The sequence below is a fragment of the Xanthomonas sp. WHRI 6106 genome (assembly GCF_040202405.1).
Classification (GTDB): Bacteria; Pseudomonadota; Gammaproteobacteria; order Xanthomonadales; family Xanthomonadaceae; genus Xanthomonas; species Xanthomonas cannabis.
The window spans coordinates 20,595-40,787 of record NZ_JBEGFC010000017.1 but is presented as its reverse complement, the minus strand read 5'-3'; the positions used below and the strand labels follow the sequence as shown (position 1 = coordinate 40,787).

Here is a 20,193-nt window from a genome sequence, read left to right as displayed (position 1 = left end):
CGCAGTGCCCGCCCTGATCCCGCCCCCGCTCTCGCTCTACGTGCACCTGCCCTGGTGCGTGCGCAAATGCCCGTACTGCGATTTCAACTCGCATGCGGCCAAGGGCGTGCTGCCGTTCGAAGAATACGTCGATGCACTGATCCGCGACCTGGATGCAGACCTGCCACTGGTCTGGGGCCGGGTGGTGCATTCGGTGTTCTTCGGCGGTGGCACGCCCAGCCTGTTTCCGCCGCAGGCGATCGACCGATTCCTGCAGGCGGCTGCAGCGCGGCTGCGCTTTGCACCCAATCTTGAAATCACCCTGGAAACCAATCCGGGCACCGCCGAGCATGGCCGCTTCGAACACTACCGCGCCGCCGGCGTGAACCGCCTGAGCTTCGGCGTGCAGAGCTTCGACGATGTGGCATTGCAGCGGCTCGGGCGCATCCACGATAGCGCCGAGGCCGAGCGTGCGATCAAGCTGGCGCAGGATGCCGGCTACGAGAATGTCAATATCGACCTGATGTACGCGCTGCCCGAGCAGACCCTGGCACAGGCCGAGCGCGACCTCGAACGCGCCTTCGCGTTGCAGCCCACCCACATGTCGCATTACCAGCTCACGCTGGAGCCGAACACGGTGTTCTTCGCGCGGCCGCCCAAGGGCATCCCCGACGACGATGCGGCCTGGGATATCCAGGAACATTGCCAAGCGCTGCTCGCCGGGGCCGGCTATGCGCAGTACGAAGTCAGCGCCTATGCCAAGCCGGGCCGGCAGTGCGCGCACAACCTCAATTACTGGCGGTTTGGCGACTACCTGGGTATCGGCGCAGGTGCGCACGGCAAGATCAGTTCCGGCGCCGAACAACACGTGCTGCGGCGCTGGAAGCACAAGCATCCGCAGAGCTACCTGGCCAGCGCCGGCACGCCCGCATCGGTCGGCGGCGACGAGGTCGTGCCGCGCAAGCGGCTGCCGTTCGAATACATGCTCAACCTGCTGCGGCTGCACGAAGGCTTTCGCCTGGGCGATTTCGAAGCGTGCACCGGCCTGGCCGCGTCGGCCATCGCCGCACCGGTCGCGCGTGCGGTGGCGCAGGGCTGGCTGGTCGAACAGGACGGACGCGTGCTGCCCACCGAGCTGGGCCGCCGCTTCACCAACGACGTGGTCGAGCTGTTCTTGACCTGAGCACGCGCCACCTGCTTCGCCGGCAACATAGCGGTGCGGCGAACATGCCAACGTGGGCTCGTGCCCCATTGAGGCGGCGCGGCCGGCACCGGACTCCTGGCACCTCACATCGCGATGATCGCTGCGCCGCCGGAAAACATGCTACATAGCTCACGCTTCGCACCGAGCCCATCTCCCCGGATGTCCACGCCCCTGTCCTCCCTGCAGCCCACGCTCAGCGGCCCGATCGCCGACGCGCCCGTTTCCGCGCGCGGCCGGCGCCTGCTTGGCATGTTGCATGCGCAGTGGGTGCAGGCGCTCGGCGGCCCGCTGCGGCTGACCATCGTCGAGCTGGAACGCGCGCTGCTGCATCAGGCCGAGCACGCACGCAACAGCCAGATTCAGGCCGATACCTACGCGCAGATGCGCGGCTTGCGCGATCACATCGACCGCTTTCCGCAGCTGTTCCTGCAGCATCTGGCGCAGGACCTGGCGGCATTGCAGGAGCGCCCTGCGCTGATGCCGCCCGCCGATGCGTCCACGCCACCGCAGACGCTGACCTTGGTGGAAGACACCGATATCGATCGCGACATCGTGCTCAGCGACATCGCCCGCCGCGAGACCTCGCGGCGTGCCGATGCGCTGCAACTGCTGGCGCAACGTCTGGCGGTGATCGGCGCAGTGCCGGAATTCGAGCTCGACGCCCTGCCGCTCGGGCCCTATGCCCTGTGCCGGATCGTGCGTGAGTGCGGCCAGTGCCTGGGTCTCGGCCTGGATGGGCAGCTCGCGCTGTACAAGGTCTTCGAGCATCAGGTGATGGATCGCCTGGGCGATGTCTACGAGAGCGCCAATGCCACGCTCGCGCAGGAAGGCATCCTGCCCGGGCTGATCTATCACCCCTACCTGGTCAAGCCCACCCATGTGCAGACGCGCCGCACCGCGCCAGCGGGTGCGGCGACACCTGCAGGCAACGCCGCGGCAGGCACACACGGCAGCGCGCAGCGCCCCCCGCGGCCGGCCAACGGCTGGCACGGGCACGCCACTCCGAACGCCTGGCAGAGTGCCCTGCTCGATCCGCAAGGCCTGCCCCCTGCAGCGTCGGGTGCTACCAGCAGCATGCACGCGGCCTCGCCCGGGTTGAACGAGGCCGCACACGCACTTGGCGGCCTGATGTCCTCGGCACGCCACTGGCAGGCAGCCGGCACCGCTGGCGCGCACGGCACTACCGCCCCGGGCAGCTTGCTGCAGGCCGCCGCCCAGCCGGCTGCAGCGCCGGCAGCCAGCGCTGCGCCCAACGTGCCCAAGGCCGCGTTGGGCAAGGCACTGGCCAGCCTGCAGGGCGCGACGGGCGCACGCCCGGGTGCGTTGTCGCCGGCACCCGGTATCGATGCGGTGCAGCGCCAGGTGCTGGAGCTGCTGCGCGCCGAGCACGGCGCAGACGCCACGCTGTCGCCGCAGGACAACGACACCTTCGACCTGCTTGGCCTGCTTTACGCACAGATGCAACGCGAAGTGCGCGATCACACACCTGCGCAAGCCCTGCTCGCCAGGCTGCAGGTGCCGGTGGTACGTGCAGCCCTGGCCGACACGCATTTCTTCGTGCGCGACCAGCACCCGGTACGCGAGCTGCTCAACACCGTGGCCGAGTCCGGCGCGATGTGGCTGGGCGAGGACGATGTGGACCCGCAGCTGCTGCACAAGCTGGGCGCCGCGGTCGACACCATCGTCAACGATTACCAGGGCGACGAGGCGACCTTCGCCGCTGCCAACGATGACATCCAGGCGCATCTGCGCACCCTGGCGCGCAAGGCCGACGTGGCCGAACGCCGGCATGTGGATGCCGCGCGCGGCAAGGAACGGCTGGAAACTGCCAAACAGCAGGCGCAGGCGCGGATCGAGCAGGTGTGCGACAACAGCGCACCGCCGCGGTTCGTGCAATCGCTGCTGCGCCAGGCCTGGTCCGACGTGCTCACGCTCACCCTGCTGCGGCAAGGCGAGCAGTCGCCGGAGTGGGACGAGCGCCTGGCGCTGACCACGCGCATCGCCGAGGTCACCTGCCGCAACAAGGGCGAGCCCACAGACATTGCGCTCGGCACCGATGTCGAAACCGCGCTGCTGCAGGTGGGCTATCACCACGACGAAGCGGCCGCGATTGCGCGGCGCCTGTCCACGCCCGGCGGCGACGATGCGCTCGGCTCGCGCACCGAACTGGCCGCCAAGCTCAAGGCGCGCGCGCGCCTGGGCGAGCAGGCCGACAGTGCAGCGAACAAGCCCGCCGCCATACCGCGCACGCCGGCCGAAGATGCCTGCTACGCGCAGCTGCGCAGCCTGCCGTTCGGGACCTGGTTCGAATTCGTGATCAACCAGCAAGGCGACCTGCGCCGGCAACGCCTATCCTGGTACAGCCCGATGACCGGCCATGCATTGTTCGTCAATCAGCGCGGGCAAAAGATCGGCGAGCACTCGCTTGACGGGCTGGCGCGGCTGATGGCCGGCGGCCAGGCGCGCCTGCTGGTCGAAGAAAAATCCCGCCTGATCGACCGTGCCTGGCATGCCACCGTGCGTACGTTGCGCAGCCTGGCCGGCCACGCTCCCGCAGAGGCCTTGCCATGATCCAGGACACCCGCCGTGCGCCGCGCCGCCAACCAAACGACATGGTGCCGGTGATCGACATGCTCAGCGAAGCGCAGATCGGCCGGGTCGGCAATGTCTCGGAAACCGGCATGCTGCTGCTGGCCTCGGTTGCCCTGCATGACGACGCGCTGTACCAGCTGCGTTTCAGCCTGCCCGAACGCGTTGGCCGCGCCACCGCGATCGACGTCGGCGTGCACCTGCTGTGGTCGGAGGCGGCGCATGCGCCCGGGCAAGCCTGGGCCGGCTTCCGGTTCCTGAGCATGTCCGAGCCGCATCGCCAGCGCCTGCGCGCCTGGATCGCCGAAGAACACATGGTCGGCTGACGCAGCGCACTGCGATTGCGGCAAACTTGCGCATTGCTTCGCATTGCCGATCGAGTCCCGCATGACCCAGCCCTCCTTGAGCCACCTGTATTCCGACCACCTGCGCACGCTGACCGCGCGTGCCGACCAGGCGCTGCAACGCGGCGGCTTCGATCATCTGGTGGTCCCCAGCGGCAGCACGCACTACCAGGTGTTCGACGACCGCGATTACCCGTATGCAGTCAACCCGCAGTTCAAGACCTGGGTGCCGCTGACGCGGGTGCCCGACAGCTGGCTGGTCTACACCCCGGGCCAGCGGCCGACGGTGATCTTCCACCAACCATTCGACTACTGGCACGTGGTGCCCGACGCGCCCGGCGGCTGGTGGGTGGAGCACTGCGACATCCATATCATCCGCACCCCGGAACAGGCGCTGGCGCTGCTGCCCAGGCAGGTCGAGCGCTGCGCCATCCTCGGCGAGGCGCGCAGCGCACTCGGCGCCTACGTGCCGAACAACCCGCAGCCGGTGCTCGACTACCTGGACTATCAACGCGCCTTCAAGACCCCGTACGAGCTGGCGTTGATGCGCATCGCCCAGCAGCTGGCAGTGCGCGGCCATCGTGCCGCAGAAGCGGCGTTTCGCGCCGGCCAGAGCGAATTCGGCATCCATATGGCCTACTGCGCGGCGGTCGGCCAGGATGCCAACACGCTGCCATACGGCAACATCATCGCGCTCAACGAGCATGGCGCAGTGCTGCATTACACCGAGCTCGGCCAGCAGCCACCGCAGCCGCTGCGCAGCTTCCTGATCGATGCCGGCGCCTCGGCACATGGCTATGCCAGCGACATCACCCGCACCTACGCCGCCGATACCGGCAGCGAATTCCAGGCCCTGATCGATGCAGTCGACGCCGCGCAGACCCGCATGGGCCAGGCCGTGCGCGCCGGCGTGGACTACAAGCAGCTGCACATCGATGCGCATCTGGCGTTGATGGGCATCCTCCAGCAGTTCGGCATCATCACCGTGTCGCCGGAGGCCGCTCTGGCCACCGGCGTCAGTGCCGCGTTCTTCCCGCATGGCCTGGGCCACCTGATCGGCCTGCAGGTACACGATGTGGCCGGTTTTGCGGCAAGCGACCGCGGCGGTCGCATCGAACGCCCGGCAGGCCATCCCTACCTGCGCCTGACCCGCGTGCTGGAACCTGGCATGGTGGTGACCATCGAGCCGGGTGTGTACTTCATCGACATGCTGCTGGACGAAGTGAAGAAGAACGGCCACGCCGCCAGCATCGACTGGCAGCGCGTGGAGCAGTTCAAACCGTATGGCGGCATTCGCATCGAAGATGAAGTGGTGTGTACCGACGCCGCGCCGGAAAACCTGACCCGCCCGGTCTTCGCCGCCGCTTGAGCAGCAGGCGCGGCCGACCACACCACAGTGGGCAATGCCGGCCCACAATGGCGAAAGACCTGAAATGGGCGCCCAACCGCGCCATCCACCACCCGATCACGCCCCGCTACGTTGCAGCACCACCACACGGAACACTGCCATGAACGACCCACGCCAGAGCGCGCACCCGGACCACGCGATGTATCAGCAGATCGAACGCGGCGTGCATGCGATCGATGCGGCGCACGGTCGCACGCCCGATCAGACCAGCGCACGCCTCACCGCCGCCTTGTTGCCGCTGGCCAAGGAAGGCGGGCTGTCGCGCGTGGATCACGTGCTGATGAGCGAAGCAAACCATCGCGGCGTGCACGGCGGCGAGAACGTGTTCGTGGTGCAAGGCGACCCGTCCAATCCGGCGCACCTGCGTGCGCACATGAAAACCGAACAGGCGCTGGGCACACCGGAAGAACAATCGTTCGAGCGCGCGCATCAACTCGCCGGGCCGAGCGAGCCGGTGCAGCACCCCGAACGCACCCAGACGCCGCAGCTGGGCCAATGAACGCAGCCGACAAAGCGCCTGTGCGGTCGCCAGGCGGGCGCAGCTGGTGCCTGGGATCGGCGTAGCACGCGTCCATTGCGGCGACTGCGTTTTGCCTGCGCCTTCATGACGCTCGCTGCGGTGTGTTGGCCGCTGCGACCATCCCGCGCGCCGGCGGTTACGCGCTGCCGGCCATCACCGCTTCGATCTCGTCGGCGCTGCGTGCCAGTGCATCGGTCAGCACGCGGTGGCCATCGCCGGTGATCAGCACGTTGTCTTCGGTGCGGATGCCGATGCCGCGCCACCTGGGCTCCACCGTGGTGTCGTCGGCAGAGACATAGAGCCCCGGCTCGATGGTGAACACCATGCCGGGTTCCAGCAGGCGCGAGTCGCCGGCCAGCCGGTAATCACCGACATCGTGCACGTCCAGGCCCAGCCAGTGGCCGGTCTTGTGTCGATAGAAGCGCTTGTAATGCCCCTCGGCGATGTTGCGTTGCAGCTTGCCCTTGAGCAGGCCCAGGCATAGCAGGCCCTCGGTCAAGGTCTCCACCGCGGCCAGATGCCCCGCCTCATAGGCCACGCCGGGGCGCGCCTGCGCGAGCGCCGCCGCCTGCGCCGCACCCACCAGATCGTGCAGGGCGCGCTGTGCCGGCGTGAAGCGGCCGTTGACCGGGAACGTGCGGGTGATGTCGGCCGCATAGCCACGGTATTCGGCGCCGGCATCGATCAGCACCAGATCGCCGTCGCGGCTGCGCGCGTTGTTGGCGCGGTAATGCAGCACGCAGGCGTTGCTGCCGGTGCCGACGATGCTGCCGTAGGCCGGCCACCCATCGGCGGCGCGAAATTCGCGCTCCACTTCGGCCTGCAGTTCGTACTCGTGCACGCCCGGGCGTGCCAGCCTCATGGCGGCCAGGTGCGCACGCACGCTGATGTCGGCGGCCTGCTGCATCAAGGCGAGTTCATCGCGCGACTTGAACAGGCGCTGCTCGTGCAGCAGATGTCCCAGCTCCAGGAATTCATGCGGTGGCTGCGCGCCATGACGCACCTGCTCGCGCACCCGCTTGAGCCAGCCGATCAGCTTCAGATCGAAATCGACATCGCGGCCGAAGTGGTAATAGACCCGGCTGCGCCCTTCCAGCAGACCCGGCAGGATCTCGTCCACATCGTCGATGGGGTACGCATCGTCCATGCCGTAGCGTTCCACCGCCCCTTCCTGCCCCTCGCGCGGGCCGTCCCAGGCTTCGCGCTCGGCATCGCGCTCGCGGCAGAATAAGATGGCTTCGCCGTGCCGGCGCCCGGGCACCAGCACCAGCACCGCCTCGGGCTCGGGAAAGCCGCTCAGATACCAGAAGTCCGAATCCTGCCGGTACGGGTAATGGGTGTCGTGGCTGCGCACGCGCTCGGGAGCGGCGGGCAGGATCAGGATGGCGTGCTCGCCGGCCATCTGCATCAGTTGCTTGCGCCGGCGCGCATACTCGGCCGCGCCGATCCCGGTGAGCTTCTTCATGACGGGACGACGATCAGTTCAGACGTTGGCGAAAACGCGGCCCCATGACGCAGTCGCCGTGCAGCAACAGCACCGCCACGCGGACGAATTCCTCGATCTCGGCCAGGGCGGTGTCGTCTTCTTCGCCGGCATCGAAATCGTCGCTGGATGCCTGCGCCAGGCGGGCCAGATCCTGCAGCGCTTCTTCGCCTTCTTCGGTGAGCGCCGGGCGCTGCTGCGCGGCCAGCCCGAAGCCGCCCAGAAACGCGCGGCACCAATCGAACAGCGCATCGGTACGCGCCGGCAACGGGGCGCCATCTTCGACCAGCAGCAGGTCGAACGCGAAGTCGCGGTCTTCCAGCTGTGCCACGGTGGCCTGGCGCAGCCGATCCAGCGCGCCGCCCTGCTTGGGCGCCGCCTGGGCGTTGTCGGCCAGGATGCGGGCCAGCCAGTCGCCACTGTCGGCTCCACCACCGGACAACCACCCGCATAGCCCGCCGTGCAACTCCGCCGCAGAGGACGCCAGCCCGAGCTGACGGCTTTCAGTTTGCACAGCGGTTACGTCAGGCAGATCCATCGGGTCATCCAGGCTAGGAACAGAAGGCACCCGCGCGAGGCGGGCGACGAGACTTTCCAGTGTATCAAGGCCGCCCGTCCCAACCGCGATCCGGTCGCTTCATGCAGCGTTCCATGGGCAGCGCGCTGCAGCGGGCCAGGCCGGCGGCAGCCCTTGGCAGGCTTGGCTTCATGGCGCGTGACCGGCCCGTGAGCGGCGCTTGACCGTGACGCGCGCGCGCCCCTATCGTGAGCGCATGGACAACGCTGCCGCCCTCGCTCAGATCCGCGCACTCGCCGCCCGCGTGGAGGCGCTGGTAGAGCGGACGCAACGGTTGACCGACGAGAACCGCAGCCTGCGCCATCAGCAGGAACAATTGATCGGCGAGCGCTCGCAACTGCTGACCAAAAACGAGCAGGCACGCTCACGGGTGGAAGCCATGATCGTGCGGTTGAAGTCACTGGAGCAGCACACGTGAGCAGCAACGAACCGGTCAGCGTGCGCATTCTGGATCGTGAATACACGGTGGGCGTAACTGCCGACGAACGCGAGAGCCTTACGGCTGCAGCACGCCTGCTGGATTTGCGCATGCGCGAGATCCGTGGCAGCAACCGCATGGCAGCGGTCGACCGTGTGGCGGTGCTGGCTGCACTCAATCTTGCCCATGAGTTGCAGCAGTTGCGCGACCAACAGGCGCTCTACGATCGTGAATTGGCGAATACGCTGGACAGCTTGAACCGTCGCCTGGACGGCCTGGCCGACACGCCGCGTTGAGCGCGACGTCGCACTGCCGTCGCAAAGATGAATTTTTGCGACCGCGTGCCGACGAATGGGCTAGCCATCGCGCAGCAGAGGTCTATACTTCACCTGCGTTCTCTGCTGTAAACGACAGCGTGCAAAACATTCGCCTTGTCCCTTAATTACGACCACGGGGGCGCGACGAAGCCGGGTGTGCAAGTCCGCCTTGTAGCGGGAAGCCCGATGGCCTCACAACGTCCCCACTTGAACCCCGGGTTCAAGGTCGTTTCGCCCGCATCGTCACCGCGGAGAATGCAAATCTGAAACGGCGCCTTCGGGCGTCGTTTCTTTTTGTGTGTTTGGCGAAGCGTTTGGGCATGACGCCTGCCGCGCGCAGCGATGCAGCCTTTGTGTCCTGGGGCGCTGCTGCGGAAAAATTGGCCTGTCGATGATGCGACAACCTGGAGGGCAGCCTCGGGAGCGCACGTGCGCAGCATCATCGGACTGAACGCACGAAGACATGTCCTCTACGCCAAGCGCGTGAGCACCGCGCCCCGCCAACCGGTCACGAGGCGATTGCCCGGCGGCACATCCAGACCTGGCGCCCGACGTTCCGACCGGACGCCGGACGTTCGAACGGGATGTTGAACATTGCGGACATGGCGCTAGGCAGCTGGACGTGGGCCATCGACAATGTGCGCCTTCGACCGCTGCGAGACACCGATGACCCAGGACCGAGACGCGCTGCGTCGGCAGTTGCGTGCGCAACGCCGCAGCCTGCCGGCCACGCAGCGACTGGCCGCTGCCGATGCATTGGCCGAGCGCTTGCTGGCGCTGCCGTTCGCGCCGCAGGCCGGTGCGGTGGCCGGGTATTGGGCGACGGATGGCGAGATCGCGCTGCATCGCTGGCAGCTGAGTTTGCCGGCCAGCGTGCGCTACTGCCTGCCGGTGCTGGACGGACGCGTGCTGCGCTTTGCACCATGGCGACCGGGCCAGGGACTGGTCAGCAATCGCTACGGGATTCCCGAGCCGGACGTGGATCTGGCCGACACGCTGGCGCCACAGGACATGGCCTTGGTGGTGACACCGCTGACCGGTTTCGACGCGGCATGCCGGCGGCTGGGCATGGGGGGCGGCTGGTATGATCGCAGCTTCGCGTTCCGGCATCGCCAGGCGCCGCCGCCCTGGCTGGTGGGCGTCGGCTTTGCCGCGCAGCAGGTGCCTGCCTTGCCGACCGAATCCTGGGACGTGGGCGTGGACGCCATATGTACCGAACACGCCACTTTCCTGAAAGACGACAGCCTCTCTGCATGACTGCCCGCAAGCGCTACTGGTTGATGAAGTCCGAGCCGGACACGTTCTCCATCGATGATCTGGAACGCGTCGGCACCGAGCCGTGGAACGGCGTCCGCAACTACCAGGCGCGCAATTTCATGCGCGACGGCATGCAGGTGGGCGACGGGGTGTTCTTCTACCACTCCAACTGCAAGGTGCCCGGTATCGTCGGCATCGCCAAGGTCGCCAGCACTGCGTATCCAGACGACACCCAGTTCGACCCAAAATCCGACTACCACGACCCCAAGTCCACGCGCGAAGACCCACGCTGGATGCTGGTGGACGTGGCGTTCGAGCGCAAACTCAAGCGCACGATTGCGCTGGATGAAATCAAGCAACACGCCGATGCACTGGGCGAAGGCTTTCCGCTGATCGCGCGCGGCAATCGCCTGTCGATCCTGCCGGTGACCGCCGCGCAGTGGAAGCTGTTGCTGGCGATGGAGTAGCCGTGATTGGGGATTCGGCAGTGGGGATTCGTCCATCGCCGCCCCGTGTGACCTGCTCTTACGAATCCCAAATCCCCAATCACCAATCCCGAGCTCCCAAATGTCCGACGCAAAACGCCTGGCCGCCGAGAAGGCACTCGATTACGTGGAAGACGGCATGATCGTCGGTGTTGGTACCGGCTCGACGGTGGCCTACTTCATCGATGCGCTGGGCCGTATCGGCCACCGCATCAAGGGCGCGGTCTCCAGCTCCGAACAGAGCACCGCACGCCTGCGCCAGCACGGCATCGAGGTACTGGATCTCAACCACACCGGCAATCTGTCGGTATATGTGGACGGCGCCGACGAGTGCGACCCGAACCGCTGCCTGATCAAGGGCGGCGGTGCGGCACTGACGCGCGAGAAGATCGTTGCCGAGGCCAGCGAACGCTTCATCTGCATCGTCGACCCGAGCAAGCAAGTGCCGGTGCTGGGCAAGTTTCCGCTGCCGGTGGAGGTGATTCCGATGGCACGCAGCCTGGTCGCCCGCCAGATCCTGGCGTTGACCGGCGGCCAGCCGGTGTGGCGCGACGGCGTGGTGACCGACAACGGCAACGTGGTGCTGGACGTGCACAACCTGCAGATCATCGATCCGGTGGCGTTGGAGCGCAGCTTGAACCAGATTCCGGGTGTGGTCTGCGTGGGCCTGTTTGCGCGCCGCCCGGCCGATGTGGTGATCGTCGGCGGCACACCGCCGCGCGTGCTCTGAGGCACGACGCGGACGATTGTTCGTGCGCCCGACGGCGCGCAGACTTTCCGACACCGGGGCCGCGCCGGCAACGCGGCGTTGCAGGTGGTCTCTTCACAGCAGTGGCCAGTGCCACGACTCTCGAACGCTGCCCGCCCGGCGCAACTTGCTCGCTGTCTGCATACAGAAGTCCGCACGCGGCGCATCTGCAAGCGGAACGTGCCTCCCCGCTTTCAGGCAGATGCAGCGCGCTACCGTTGCGGAACGACCTTCCCGCATCCCGCGCGCTTGGCGGTACGGCACCGTGGCCGCGCGATGCGCAGCGGGCAATCGGCCCGTCCCGATGCCTTGCCCGGCACCGCACTGCATCGCCTGCTGCCGCGACTTGACGCACGCCGGGTGCATGGCAGAAGGTGCGCCATCCCCGCCTCATCGGTTTGCCGCATGCGCCCTGCCCGCTTCCTTGGTCTTGCCTGTCTGCTCCTGCTTGGCGGCTGCGCCAGCGGCGGCTCCTGGGTGGAACTGGCCGGTACGCGTTATCAGGTGGAACTGGCACAGAACGATGCCGACCGGACCAAGGGCCTGATGTTCCGCGACGCCATGGACGAAGACCGCGGCATGCTGTTCATCCACGACCGCCAGGAACCGATGGCGTACTGGATGAAGAACACCAAGATCGCGCTGGATATCCTGTATTTCGACAACCAGCGCCGGCTGGTGTCGCAACAGCGCGATGTGCCGCCGTGCTCGGCCGGCGACGCCTGCCCGCCCTACCCCAGCAAGGCGCCGGCCCGCTATGTGCTGGAGCTCAATGCCGGCCAGGCCGCCAGGCTCAACCTCCAGGACGGCGCCGAACTCACTTTCAGCCCGGATATTCCCAAGCTGAAGTGATTCACAGCGATGCGGTGTCTCCTGTCAGGAAGTACCGGACTTGAACCCCGCGCCGCTTGCCGACACTCTTGTCAGCATGGTCGACATGCTCCCACTTCCCCATTGGACCGCGCTCGCCAGCCTGGACGACGATGCGGTGCCACTGATGTCCACCGCGTTGCTGATCGCACGCGACGAGTATCCACAGCTGGATGCCGAGCTGTATGACACCCTGGTGCAGAGCCACGTCGAGCACCTGCGCCGCGAGGTGGAGGCGATCGATCTGTGGCCGCTGAAGATGGCGGCAGTCAACCGCTACCTGTTCGATGAACTGGGTTATTCGGGCAATCACGACGAGTACTACGACCCCCGCAACAGCTATCTGAACCAGGTGTTCGAGCGCCGGCTGGGCAATCCGATCTCGCTGGCGATGGTGCAGATCGAGGTGGCCCGGCGCCTGGGCATCCCGCTGGCGGGGGTGTCGTTTCCGGGACATTTCCTGGTGCGCCTGCCGGTCGACGACGGGGTCCTGGTGATGGACCCGTTCAACGGTGGTCGCCCGCTGGGCGTGGACGAGCTGCGCGAGCGCGCGCGCCCGCACCTGGGCGGCGAAATCCCCGACGACCGTGCGCTGGCGCAGATTCTCGACCCGGCACCGCACCGCGCGATCCTGATCCGCATTTTGCGCAACCTGCACGGCGTGTACGCCGATGCCGAGCACTGGGACCGCGCCGCACGCAGCGCCGACCGCATCCTGAAGCTGGTGCCCGACCAACCCGAGGCGCTGCGCGACCGTGGCATGGCCTATCTGCATCTGGGCCATCGCAATGGCGCCCGCCACGATCTCTCGCGCTACCTGTTACTCAACCCGAGCGCGCAGGACGCGGCCCATCTGCACGAGCACCTGGTGGAACTGAACAGCCAGCGCGCGCGGGCGCACTGAGCCCCCCGCGCACTTCTACTCGCTCAGCCGTCACGGCATGGCGCGGCAGGTGGTCGATGCCCAGTCCGAGCAGGCAAGCGGTCAGTCGACTTCCACCATTTCGAAGTCGTCCTTGGTGACGCCGCAATCGGGGCAGGTCCAGCTCTCGGGCACGTCCTGCCAAGAGGTACCGGGCGCGATGCCTTCTTCGGGAATGCCGTCCGCCTCGTGGTAGAGGAACCCGCAGACCACGCACATCCAGGTGCGGTAGGTGGTGGTGGATGTGTCGCTCATCGGATAATCGCGGTCACGCAACGGTGGGGCCAGCATTGTCCCATCCCATCCACCGCTTTCGGAAGCGCTGCCATGCCCCACCGCCTTGACGCCCGCGGCGTGTACCTGATCACCCCGGACGAGCCCAATACCCAGCGCCTGCTCCTGCGCACCGTGCCGTTATTGCCAGCAATCACCTGGCTGCAGTATCGCAACAAGCAGGCCGATGGGGCGCTGCGGTTGCGCCAGGCCAGCGCCCTGCGCGAGGCCTGCGCGGCGCACGGTGTGCCCTTGATCATCAACGACGATGCGCAACTGGCCGCGCAGGTCGGTGCACAGGGCGTGCATCTGGGCGAAGACGATGGCGAGGTGGCAGCCGCACGCGCGCGGCTGGGGCCGCAGGCGATCATCGGGGTGTCGTGCTACGACGAGATCGAGCGCGCGCGCGCCGCCGCCGTCGCGGGTGCCAGCTATGTCGCGTTCGGTGCGTTTTTCCCGACCACCACCAAGCAGACCACCCGGCGCGCGACGCCGGCGCTACTGCAGCAAGCGGCCGAGCTTGGTCTACCCCGGGTGGCGATCGGCGGCATCGCCGCTGCGCAGGTGCCCGCGCTGGTGACTGCAGGTGCCGACCTGATTGCCGTGGTCAGCGGCGTGTATGCGGCGCCAGATCCGGTCGCAGCAGTGCAGGCATATCGCGCAGGATTTGCGTGATAGTGCGGCAAGCGTTGAAGACGATTGATGCTGGCTGCGTCGTACGCCGTCGCGCAGGATTGATGCCTGCTTGCACCAGGTACACCGACCATCGTGACCGGCCTTGCCCGCTCACCGTCGCGGGACCCTTGGCGTCCCGCAATCGGTGAGGACACCGCATCACGCACCTGGCTGGTCGTTTTGTTGAAAAACGAAGATGCCGCGTCGCCAGCTTGCCGGCTGCTTGTTGAAACCTGTGCGCACCGACCATCTCCACTGGTCCTTGCCCGCCCACCGTCGCGGGACCTTGAGCGCGCGCCAAAGAGTACAGGGATGTACTTGCGGCATGTCCCGCGATGGTGGGCGGGCAAGGGCCCTGCAGCAATGGCGCAGACCGTACGCTCTGCGCCTGACCTGTCCGTAGCGAGCAATCAGATAGCAACGCCTGCATCGTGCGTATCGCGAGCGCTTGGCTGTCTTCGAGTCTGGCCGAGGGCGCGGTGCCCTCACCGCTCGCGGGACACGCCGCGAGTACGTCCCTGTAGGCTCGGTGGCGGCATCCATGCCGCCACACGGTCCCGCAATCGGTAAGGACACCACGCCAGACAGTTGGCTGGTGGTTTTGTTGAAAAGCTTTGTGGAAAAGCAAAGACATCGCGTCGCAGCTTGCTAGTCGCTGTTGAAATCCATGCAGGCCGACCAACTCGACTGGTCCTTGCCCGCCCACTGTCGCGGGACCCTTGGCGGCATGGATGCCGCCAAGGAGCTACATGGACGTACTTGCGGCGTGTCCCGCGATGGTGGGCGGGCAAGGGCCCTGCAGCAAAGGCGCAGATGATCCGCTCTCTGCCTGATCTACCAGAATTGAGCAATCAGGTAGCGACGACTGCATCGGACAATCTGCTTAGCCAAGCGATCACCCAGGCTGCCTGCCGTCACTCATCACGGCGACGTCAATTCGGCCGCCATCACCCAAAACAAAACAGCGACGCGTGCTTTCACGCGTCGCTGCCGGAACTGCCCTTGTCGCGTGATCCGATCAGAAATCGTAGCTCAACGTCACCCGGCCAGAGCGCGGTGCCTGGTAGGCCACCACCTGATTCCATAGCGGATTGATGGTGTTGTCGGGCAGCTGCGAGAACGGATAGATGTTCGTCGCGGTCTGCTCGTTGGTGATGTTGAACACGTCGAAGCGCAAGGCCAGCTTGCCGTCGGCAAAGGCCGGCTTGTAGGTCACGCCCATGTCGAGCTGGGCGATCCAGCCCAGGCGCCCCTGCGAGCCCGGAGGCGATGCCACGCCAGTGCCGGTTTCCGGGTTGTAGCAGTAGTGGTACGGACCGCCGGTGATGGCGCTACCGCCGTAGCCGGCCGGATCGCGGCCGCTGTATTCGGTGCCGTAGTAATTGCCCAGGCAGTTATGCGGCGCGCCGGAGATCAGGCTGAAATTGGCCGAGGCGCCCCATTGCGGGTTGAACTGGTAGAAGCCGAACAGCTTGAGCTGATGGCGATGATCGTTGGATTGATCGCCGTTGAAGTGCTCCATCAGCGCTGCATGGTCCCAGCTCTGCGTAGTCGAGACCGAGGCCTGGCCCTGATAGCTGCCGAGTGCGCCGCCGGTACGCCACAGGTCCGAGCGCACCTGGCCTTCGGTGGTGCCGTAGCTATGCGACCACACGTAGTTGACCTTGGCGTACCACTGGCCGTCGAACGGACGTTCCAGGTTGAATTCCACGGCCGAATAGTTGCGCTTGAACTTCGGGAAGCCCGCCGCTTCGCGGCTGACCGACACCTCGTGGAACTGGCCATCGGTGCCGATCACGCCCCAGGTGTTGGTCTGGCCGGGATTGATCAGCGAGGCGCCTGCAACTTGCGAGAAGTCGATGGTCACGCCCTGCGCGGCGGCCGCGTTGATCAGCGCAGTGTTGGAGACGTCGTAGTTCTGGTCGTCGATACCGGCGTTGAGACGCCGGTGGGTGCCGCGCACGCCGAGCACCCAACCGCTTTCGAGCTGCTTGGTGAAACCCAGGATGACTTCGTCCTGGTTCTCGCCTTCGATGTCCTTGGCCACTGCGGTGCGCACATCGGCGATGCGGCCGAAGCGCGAATTGGCCGACACGGCCGAGCCGAGCTGCTGCGCCAACACCGGTGTGCCGTCGGCATTGATGCCGCTGTAGGTGAAATAGGTATCGGTGGTGGTGGCCGGTGTGAACAAGCTGACGGCCGACAGCGGCAGACCGAGGTAATAGCGGCCAACGTTACCGAACACCTTCAGGCTGGAATCGCCATTGACGTCCCAGCTGAAGCCCAAGCGCGGCGCCCACGCGTTATCCACTTCAATGTACGGGTCGCCGAACGGGGTGTAGTTGGTGAACTCGTCCTTGCGCAGGCCGATGCTCAACAACAGGTTGTCGGTGATCTGCCACTTGTCTTCGATGTAATAGGCGCGTTGCTTGGCCTCGTAGGAGTACAGGCTGGTATTGATGTTGCGCACCACGTAGTAGCCGCTGGACCCGTTGACCGGATCGACCAGGCCCGGGCTTGGCGCGCCGATGCCGCCGGCTTCGTTGGCAGACTGGCTGACCAGCCCGCCGGTGGCCAACCCGTTGGGGTCGTTGGTCTGGCCGTAGGTCCAGGCGAAGCCCGGGCCGGACAGCACCGAGCCGACGTCGATGCCTTCGGACTTCTGGTTGTCGATACCGAAATTGAGCGTGTGGTGGCCGAGGCGCCACTCCAGATTCAGGCGCTGATTGTCTTTCTTGTATTCGCGGTCCGGCGAACTGACCGAGGTGACCAGCTGGTTACCGATACGTGGCGTGCCGCCGGTATAGGCCGGATTCTGCAATGCCGCGCTATTGATCACCGGTCCCCCGGCCGCGTTGTAGTTGAACGGGGTCAGCTCGTCGGGTGTGCGCATCTTTCCGTACAGCGCGGTCACGGTGAGGTTGTCACCCAGGTAGCCGGTGTACTTGCCGGTGAACAGGGTGGGGCCGGTCTTCCAGGTGGATTCGTCGGTGAAATAGCTGCCACGCGTGCGGTTGACATAGTCGTAGCGATAAATCGAACCGTTGGTCTCCGCCTCATCGCTGGCACCGGTCACCTCGATCAGGTGGTTGTCGGTGATGTTCCAGTCCACCTTGGCGTACCAGCGCTTCTGCTTGTAGTCGTAGTCGGTCAGGCCGCCGGTGCGGCCGTTGTCGGTGTCGCGATTGGTGCCCACGCGTACGCCGTCCGAATCCACCTGCTCTGCAGCCAGGAAGAAGAACAACTTGTCCTGGATGATCGGGCCACCGACGTAGGCGCTGTAAGTGGTCTGGTTGGCCTCGGCTTCGCTGGCCGGCTGGTACAGGCCATTGGCCGCACGCGCGTAGCGGTAGGCGGCGTTGTTGACGGTGCTGGCCTGGCTGTCCGGGCGCCAGTAGATGTCGCGCTGGTTGGCACGCAGGCCGTTCGGCTCCCAGATCACCGCCGCGCCGAACTTCCATTCGTTGGTGCCGCGCTTGCCGATCTGGTTGATCACACCGCCATTGGCGCGGCCGTACTGCGCGCCGTAGCCGCCGGTGAAGATTTCCTGCTGGTCGATGGCGCCGTACGGCAGGGTCAGGCCGCCGAGATTGTTGCTGATGGTGGTGGTGTTGAAACCGTTGAGGTAATACGCGTTTTCGCTGGCGGCCGAGCCGCCGAAGCTGGGCAGCGAGCCGCCGAGCGGGCCGTTGTCGAAACCGCCGCTATTGACCACCACGCCCGGCGCCAGCAGCGCGATCGCTTCGGCGGTACGGCCCAACGGCAGCTGCGCCAGCTGCTCGGCGGTGACCACGGTGCGGGTATCCACGCTGCTGACGTCGATGGTGGCCAGGCTGGCCGCGTTGACGGTGACGCTGTCCAGGGTCTGCACGCCGCTCCCCGCGGCGCTGGCGGCGAACGAGACGTCGGTGTTGGCGCCCACCGTGATGGCCACGTTCTCGCGGGTTTCCACTACCGCGCCGTCGCGCTTGACCGTCACCTTGTAGGTGCCCAACGGCAGATTGCCGGCGGTGTACCGGCCACGCGCGTCCACCGGCACTTCGCGGCTGAGGCCACTGTTGTTTTCCACCACCACGCTGGTGCCGCTGCCCTGCCCCACGCTGCCGACGATGCTGCCGGTGGTCGACTGCGCGTGTGCACCGCCGATGGCCACCACCAGGGCCAACGCCAGCGCACGCTTCTGGATACTACGGTTCATGCTTTCTCCCCAAGTCTGGAACGGTCGGCAAGGCGACTGGATGAACGGGGCCAACGGCCACCGGAATCACACTTTCTGAACATCTGCAGCGGGGCGCCAATGACCGCATGCCATCAGCTCATGCCCAATCGCCCGATCCCCCTTGTGTCCGATCATAGGCAGCCGGGTTGCCCTACCCGCCGGCTCCGACGGGTAGGCGGGCCTCTGCCGGGTAGGCGCGCGAGGCCGCAGGCCTGACAATGGCGAACGCGATGCCCGCTGCCGGGCATCGATGCCCCCACTGGTATTCCTCAAGGATCTGCGCGCATGAACCACACCCGCTCCCACGCCCTGTTCGCCGAGGCGCAGACGCTGCTGCCCGGCGGCGTCAACTCACCCGTGCGGGCGTTCAAGTCGGTGGGCGGCGAGCCGTTCTTCGTGGCCCGTGCCGACGGCCCGTACCTGTACGACGTCGACGACAACCGCTATATCGACTATGTGGGCTCATGGGGTCCGATGATTGCCGGGCACAACCACCCGACGGTGCGCGAGGCGGTGGAACGCGCGATCCGCGACGGGCTGTCGTTCGGCGCGCCGTGCGCGGCAGAAGTGACGATGGCGCAGACCATCACCCGGTTGGTGCCCTCGTGCGAGATGGTGCGCATGGTCAACTCCGGCACCGAGGCCACGCTGTCGGCGGTGCGCCTGGCGCGCGGCGCCACCGGGCGCAGCCGCATCATCAAGTTCGAAGGCTGCTACCACGGCCACGGCGACTCGTTCCTGGTCAAGGCCGGCAGCGGCATGCTGACCCTGGGCGTGCCCACCTCGCCGGGTGTGCCGGCCGGCTTGAGCGAGCTGACCGCCACGCTCAGCTTCAACGACTTCGAAGGCGCCACCGCATTGTTCGACGAGATCGGCGCCGACGTGGCGGCAGTGATCATCGAGCCGGTGGTGGGCAATGCCAACTGCATTCCGCCACTGGCGGGCTATCTGCAGCACCTGCGCACGTTGTGCACGCGGCATGGCGCGCTGCTGATCTTCGACGAAGTGATGACCGGCTTCCGCGTGGCGCTGGGTGGCGCGCAGGCGCTCTATGGCGTCACACCGGATCTGACCACCTTCGGCAAGATCATCGGCGGCGGCATGCCGGTGGGCGCGTACGGCGGCCGGCGCGAGCTGATGGAGCAGATCGCCCCGGCCGGGCCGATCTACCAGGCGGGCACCTTGTCGGGCAATCCGGTGGCCATGGCCGCCGGCCTGGCGATGCTGGAACTGGTGCAGGACCCGGGCTTCCACGCCCGCCTCAGCGAGGCGACCGCCGTGCTGTGCGAAGGCCTGGAAGATGCCGCGCGCGCGGCCGGCATTGCCGTCACCACCAACCAGGTGGGCGGCATGTTCGGGCTGTTCTTCAGCGACGAGATCGTGGAGAGCTACGCGCAGGCCACCGCCTGCGACACCACGACCTTCAACCGCTTCTTCCACGCGATGCTGCAGCGGGGCGTGTACCTGGCGCCGTCGGCGTACGAGGCCGGCTTCATGTCCAGCGCGCACGACGAGGCCGTGATCGAGGCCACGCTCGCCGCAGCACGCGAAGCGTTTGCAGACGTCGCACGCTGACGCGTCATTGGGTAAGACGGCGTCCGCGCCGCGCTTCGCCTTCAGCACGTGCCGAGGGCGCAGGTGCGGCGCTGAGACAGCCAGCCAAACCAGACGTCGGCAGCCGATAACGGCCGCCCCGATGGCGCCGGACGTGGATGCCGGCGCGGGCCCAGCGGGCCCCGGCATGTACCGCAGGGGCCGAAGTGAATGCGCACGCCGCGGACTGGGCGCGCCGGTCGGTGACGCCGGGTCAGACACACCTGTTCTGCGCACGCCGCTGGCGCGGGCAGACGCAACCACAACCCGATCCACCCGATGGCCCGCCTCGATCCTGGCGGCGATGGGGCG

Annotated in this window: 18 protein-coding genes and 1 other RNA gene; 15 read left to right on the top strand and 4 right to left on the bottom strand. The window is 66.7% G+C overall.

Going from position 1 to position 20,193, the window contains the following annotated elements; all coding sequences use genetic code 11:
- Positions 1–4: 4 nt before the first annotated feature.
- The 5 genes from hemW (at position 5) to ABQZ09_RS19255 (ending at position 6,023) form a co-directional block, all read left to right on the top strand.
- Positions 5–1,162: a radical SAM family heme chaperone HemW gene (gene hemW / locus ABQZ09_RS19275; RefSeq protein WP_349777661.1), complete on the top strand. Its 1,158-nt coding sequence runs from the start codon at positions 5–7 to the stop codon at positions 1,160–1,162.
- Positions 1,163–1,342: 180 nt separating this feature from the next.
- Positions 1,343–3,754: a DUF1631 domain-containing protein gene (locus tag ABQZ09_RS19270; protein ID WP_349777660.1), complete on the top strand. Its 2,412-nt coding sequence runs from the start codon at positions 1,343–1,345 to the stop codon at positions 3,752–3,754.
- Positions 3,751–4,098, top strand: a complete 348-nt coding sequence (locus tag ABQZ09_RS19265) for a PilZ domain-containing protein (RefSeq protein ID WP_349777659.1) — start codon at positions 3,751–3,753, stop codon at positions 4,096–4,098. Before ABQZ09_RS19270 ends, ABQZ09_RS19265 begins: the two co-directional genes overlap by 4 nt.
- A gap of 61 nt (positions 4,099–4,159) precedes the next feature.
- On the top strand, positions 4,160–5,485 hold the full coding sequence (gene pepQ, locus ABQZ09_RS19260; RefSeq protein ID WP_349777658.1) for a Xaa-Pro dipeptidase: 1,326 nt from the start codon (positions 4,160–4,162) through the stop codon (positions 5,483–5,485).
- A gap of 139 nt (positions 5,486–5,624) precedes the next feature.
- Complete coding sequence (locus tag ABQZ09_RS19255; RefSeq protein ID WP_349777657.1) at positions 5,625–6,023, top strand: XVIPCD domain-containing protein; 399 nt, start codon at positions 5,625–5,627, stop codon at positions 6,021–6,023.
- A 157-nt stretch (positions 6,024–6,180) separates the two neighbouring features.
- On the opposite strand, the gene ABQZ09_RS19250 is transcribed toward ABQZ09_RS19255, so the two are convergent.
- Both ABQZ09_RS19250 and ABQZ09_RS19245 read right to left on the bottom strand, forming a co-directional pair.
- Entirely contained in the window at positions 6,181–7,509 is a 1,329-nt protein-coding gene (locus tag ABQZ09_RS19250) for an aminopeptidase P N-terminal domain-containing protein (RefSeq protein WP_349777656.1), read from the bottom strand.
- Positions 7,510–7,522: 13 nt separating this feature from the next.
- Positions 7,523–8,065: a YecA/YgfB family protein gene (locus tag ABQZ09_RS19245; protein ID WP_039410430.1), complete on the bottom strand. Its 543-nt coding sequence runs from the start codon at positions 8,063–8,065 to the stop codon at positions 7,523–7,525.
- Between the two features lie 235 nt (positions 8,066–8,300).
- Here ABQZ09_RS19245 and ABQZ09_RS19240 point away from each other — a divergent pair, with 235 nt between their 5' ends.
- The 8 genes from ABQZ09_RS19240 to ABQZ09_RS19205 all read left to right on the top strand — a co-directional run bounded on the left by ABQZ09_RS19240 (position 8,301) and on the right by ABQZ09_RS19205 (position 13,103).
- Positions 8,301–8,522, top strand: a complete 222-nt coding sequence (locus tag ABQZ09_RS19240) for a TIGR02449 family protein (protein WP_039410450.1) — start codon at positions 8,301–8,303, stop codon at positions 8,520–8,522.
- Positions 8,519–8,818 (top strand): cell division protein ZapA, encoded by a 300-nt coding sequence (locus tag ABQZ09_RS19235; protein ID WP_039410433.1) that lies wholly within the window; start codon positions 8,519–8,521, stop codon positions 8,816–8,818. Before ABQZ09_RS19240 ends, ABQZ09_RS19235 begins: the two co-directional genes overlap by 4 nt.
- 96 nt (positions 8,819–8,914) lie before the next feature.
- Positions 8,915–9,098, top strand: a non-coding RNA gene (gene ssrS / locus ABQZ09_RS19230) — 6S RNA.
- Positions 9,099–9,475: 377 nt separating this feature from the next.
- Positions 9,476–10,096, top strand: coding sequence for a 5-formyltetrahydrofolate cyclo-ligase (locus ABQZ09_RS19225; protein ID WP_228314860.1), 621 nt, complete (start codon positions 9,476–9,478; stop codon positions 10,094–10,096).
- Positions 10,093–10,563: an EVE domain-containing protein gene (locus ABQZ09_RS19220; RefSeq protein WP_047696875.1), complete on the top strand. Its 471-nt coding sequence runs from the start codon at positions 10,093–10,095 to the stop codon at positions 10,561–10,563. The genes ABQZ09_RS19225 and ABQZ09_RS19220 overlap by 4 nt, the downstream gene beginning before the upstream one ends.
- 100 nt (positions 10,564–10,663) lie before the next feature.
- Positions 10,664–11,311 (top strand): ribose-5-phosphate isomerase RpiA, encoded by a 648-nt coding sequence (gene rpiA, locus ABQZ09_RS19215; protein ID WP_349777655.1) that lies wholly within the window; start codon positions 10,664–10,666, stop codon positions 11,309–11,311.
- A gap of 423 nt (positions 11,312–11,734) precedes the next feature.
- Positions 11,735–12,181 (top strand): DUF192 domain-containing protein, encoded by a 447-nt coding sequence (locus ABQZ09_RS19210; protein WP_047696879.1) that lies wholly within the window; start codon positions 11,735–11,737, stop codon positions 12,179–12,181.
- A 40-nt stretch (positions 12,182–12,221) separates the two neighbouring features.
- Complete coding sequence (locus tag ABQZ09_RS19205; protein WP_039410446.1) at positions 12,222–13,103, top strand: SirB1 family protein; 882 nt, start codon at positions 12,222–12,224, stop codon at positions 13,101–13,103.
- A gap of 81 nt (positions 13,104–13,184) precedes the next feature.
- Here the strand turns inward: ABQZ09_RS19205 and ABQZ09_RS19200 are convergent, their stop codons facing one another.
- Positions 13,185–13,397, bottom strand: a complete 213-nt coding sequence (locus ABQZ09_RS19200) for a rubredoxin (protein ID WP_503019476.1) — start codon at positions 13,395–13,397, stop codon at positions 13,185–13,187.
- A 51-nt stretch (positions 13,398–13,448) separates the two neighbouring features.
- On the opposite strand from ABQZ09_RS19200, the gene thiE reads away from it, so the two are divergent.
- Positions 13,449–14,069, top strand: coding sequence for a thiamine phosphate synthase (gene thiE, locus ABQZ09_RS19195; protein WP_349777653.1), 621 nt, complete (start codon positions 13,449–13,451; stop codon positions 14,067–14,069).
- A 1,018-nt stretch (positions 14,070–15,087) separates the two neighbouring features.
- On the opposite strand, the gene ABQZ09_RS19190 is transcribed toward thiE, so the two are convergent.
- On the bottom strand, positions 15,088–18,267 hold the full coding sequence (locus ABQZ09_RS19190; RefSeq protein ID WP_349777652.1) for an outer membrane beta-barrel protein: 3,180 nt from the start codon (positions 18,265–18,267) through the stop codon (positions 15,088–15,090).
- Between the two features lie 306 nt (positions 18,268–18,573).
- Between ABQZ09_RS19190 and hemL the strand changes: the two genes are divergently transcribed.
- Positions 18,574–19,863: a glutamate-1-semialdehyde 2,1-aminomutase gene (gene hemL, locus ABQZ09_RS19185; protein ID WP_228315411.1), complete on the top strand. Its 1,290-nt coding sequence runs from the start codon at positions 18,574–18,576 to the stop codon at positions 19,861–19,863.
- Positions 19,864–20,193: the final 330 nt, after the last annotated feature.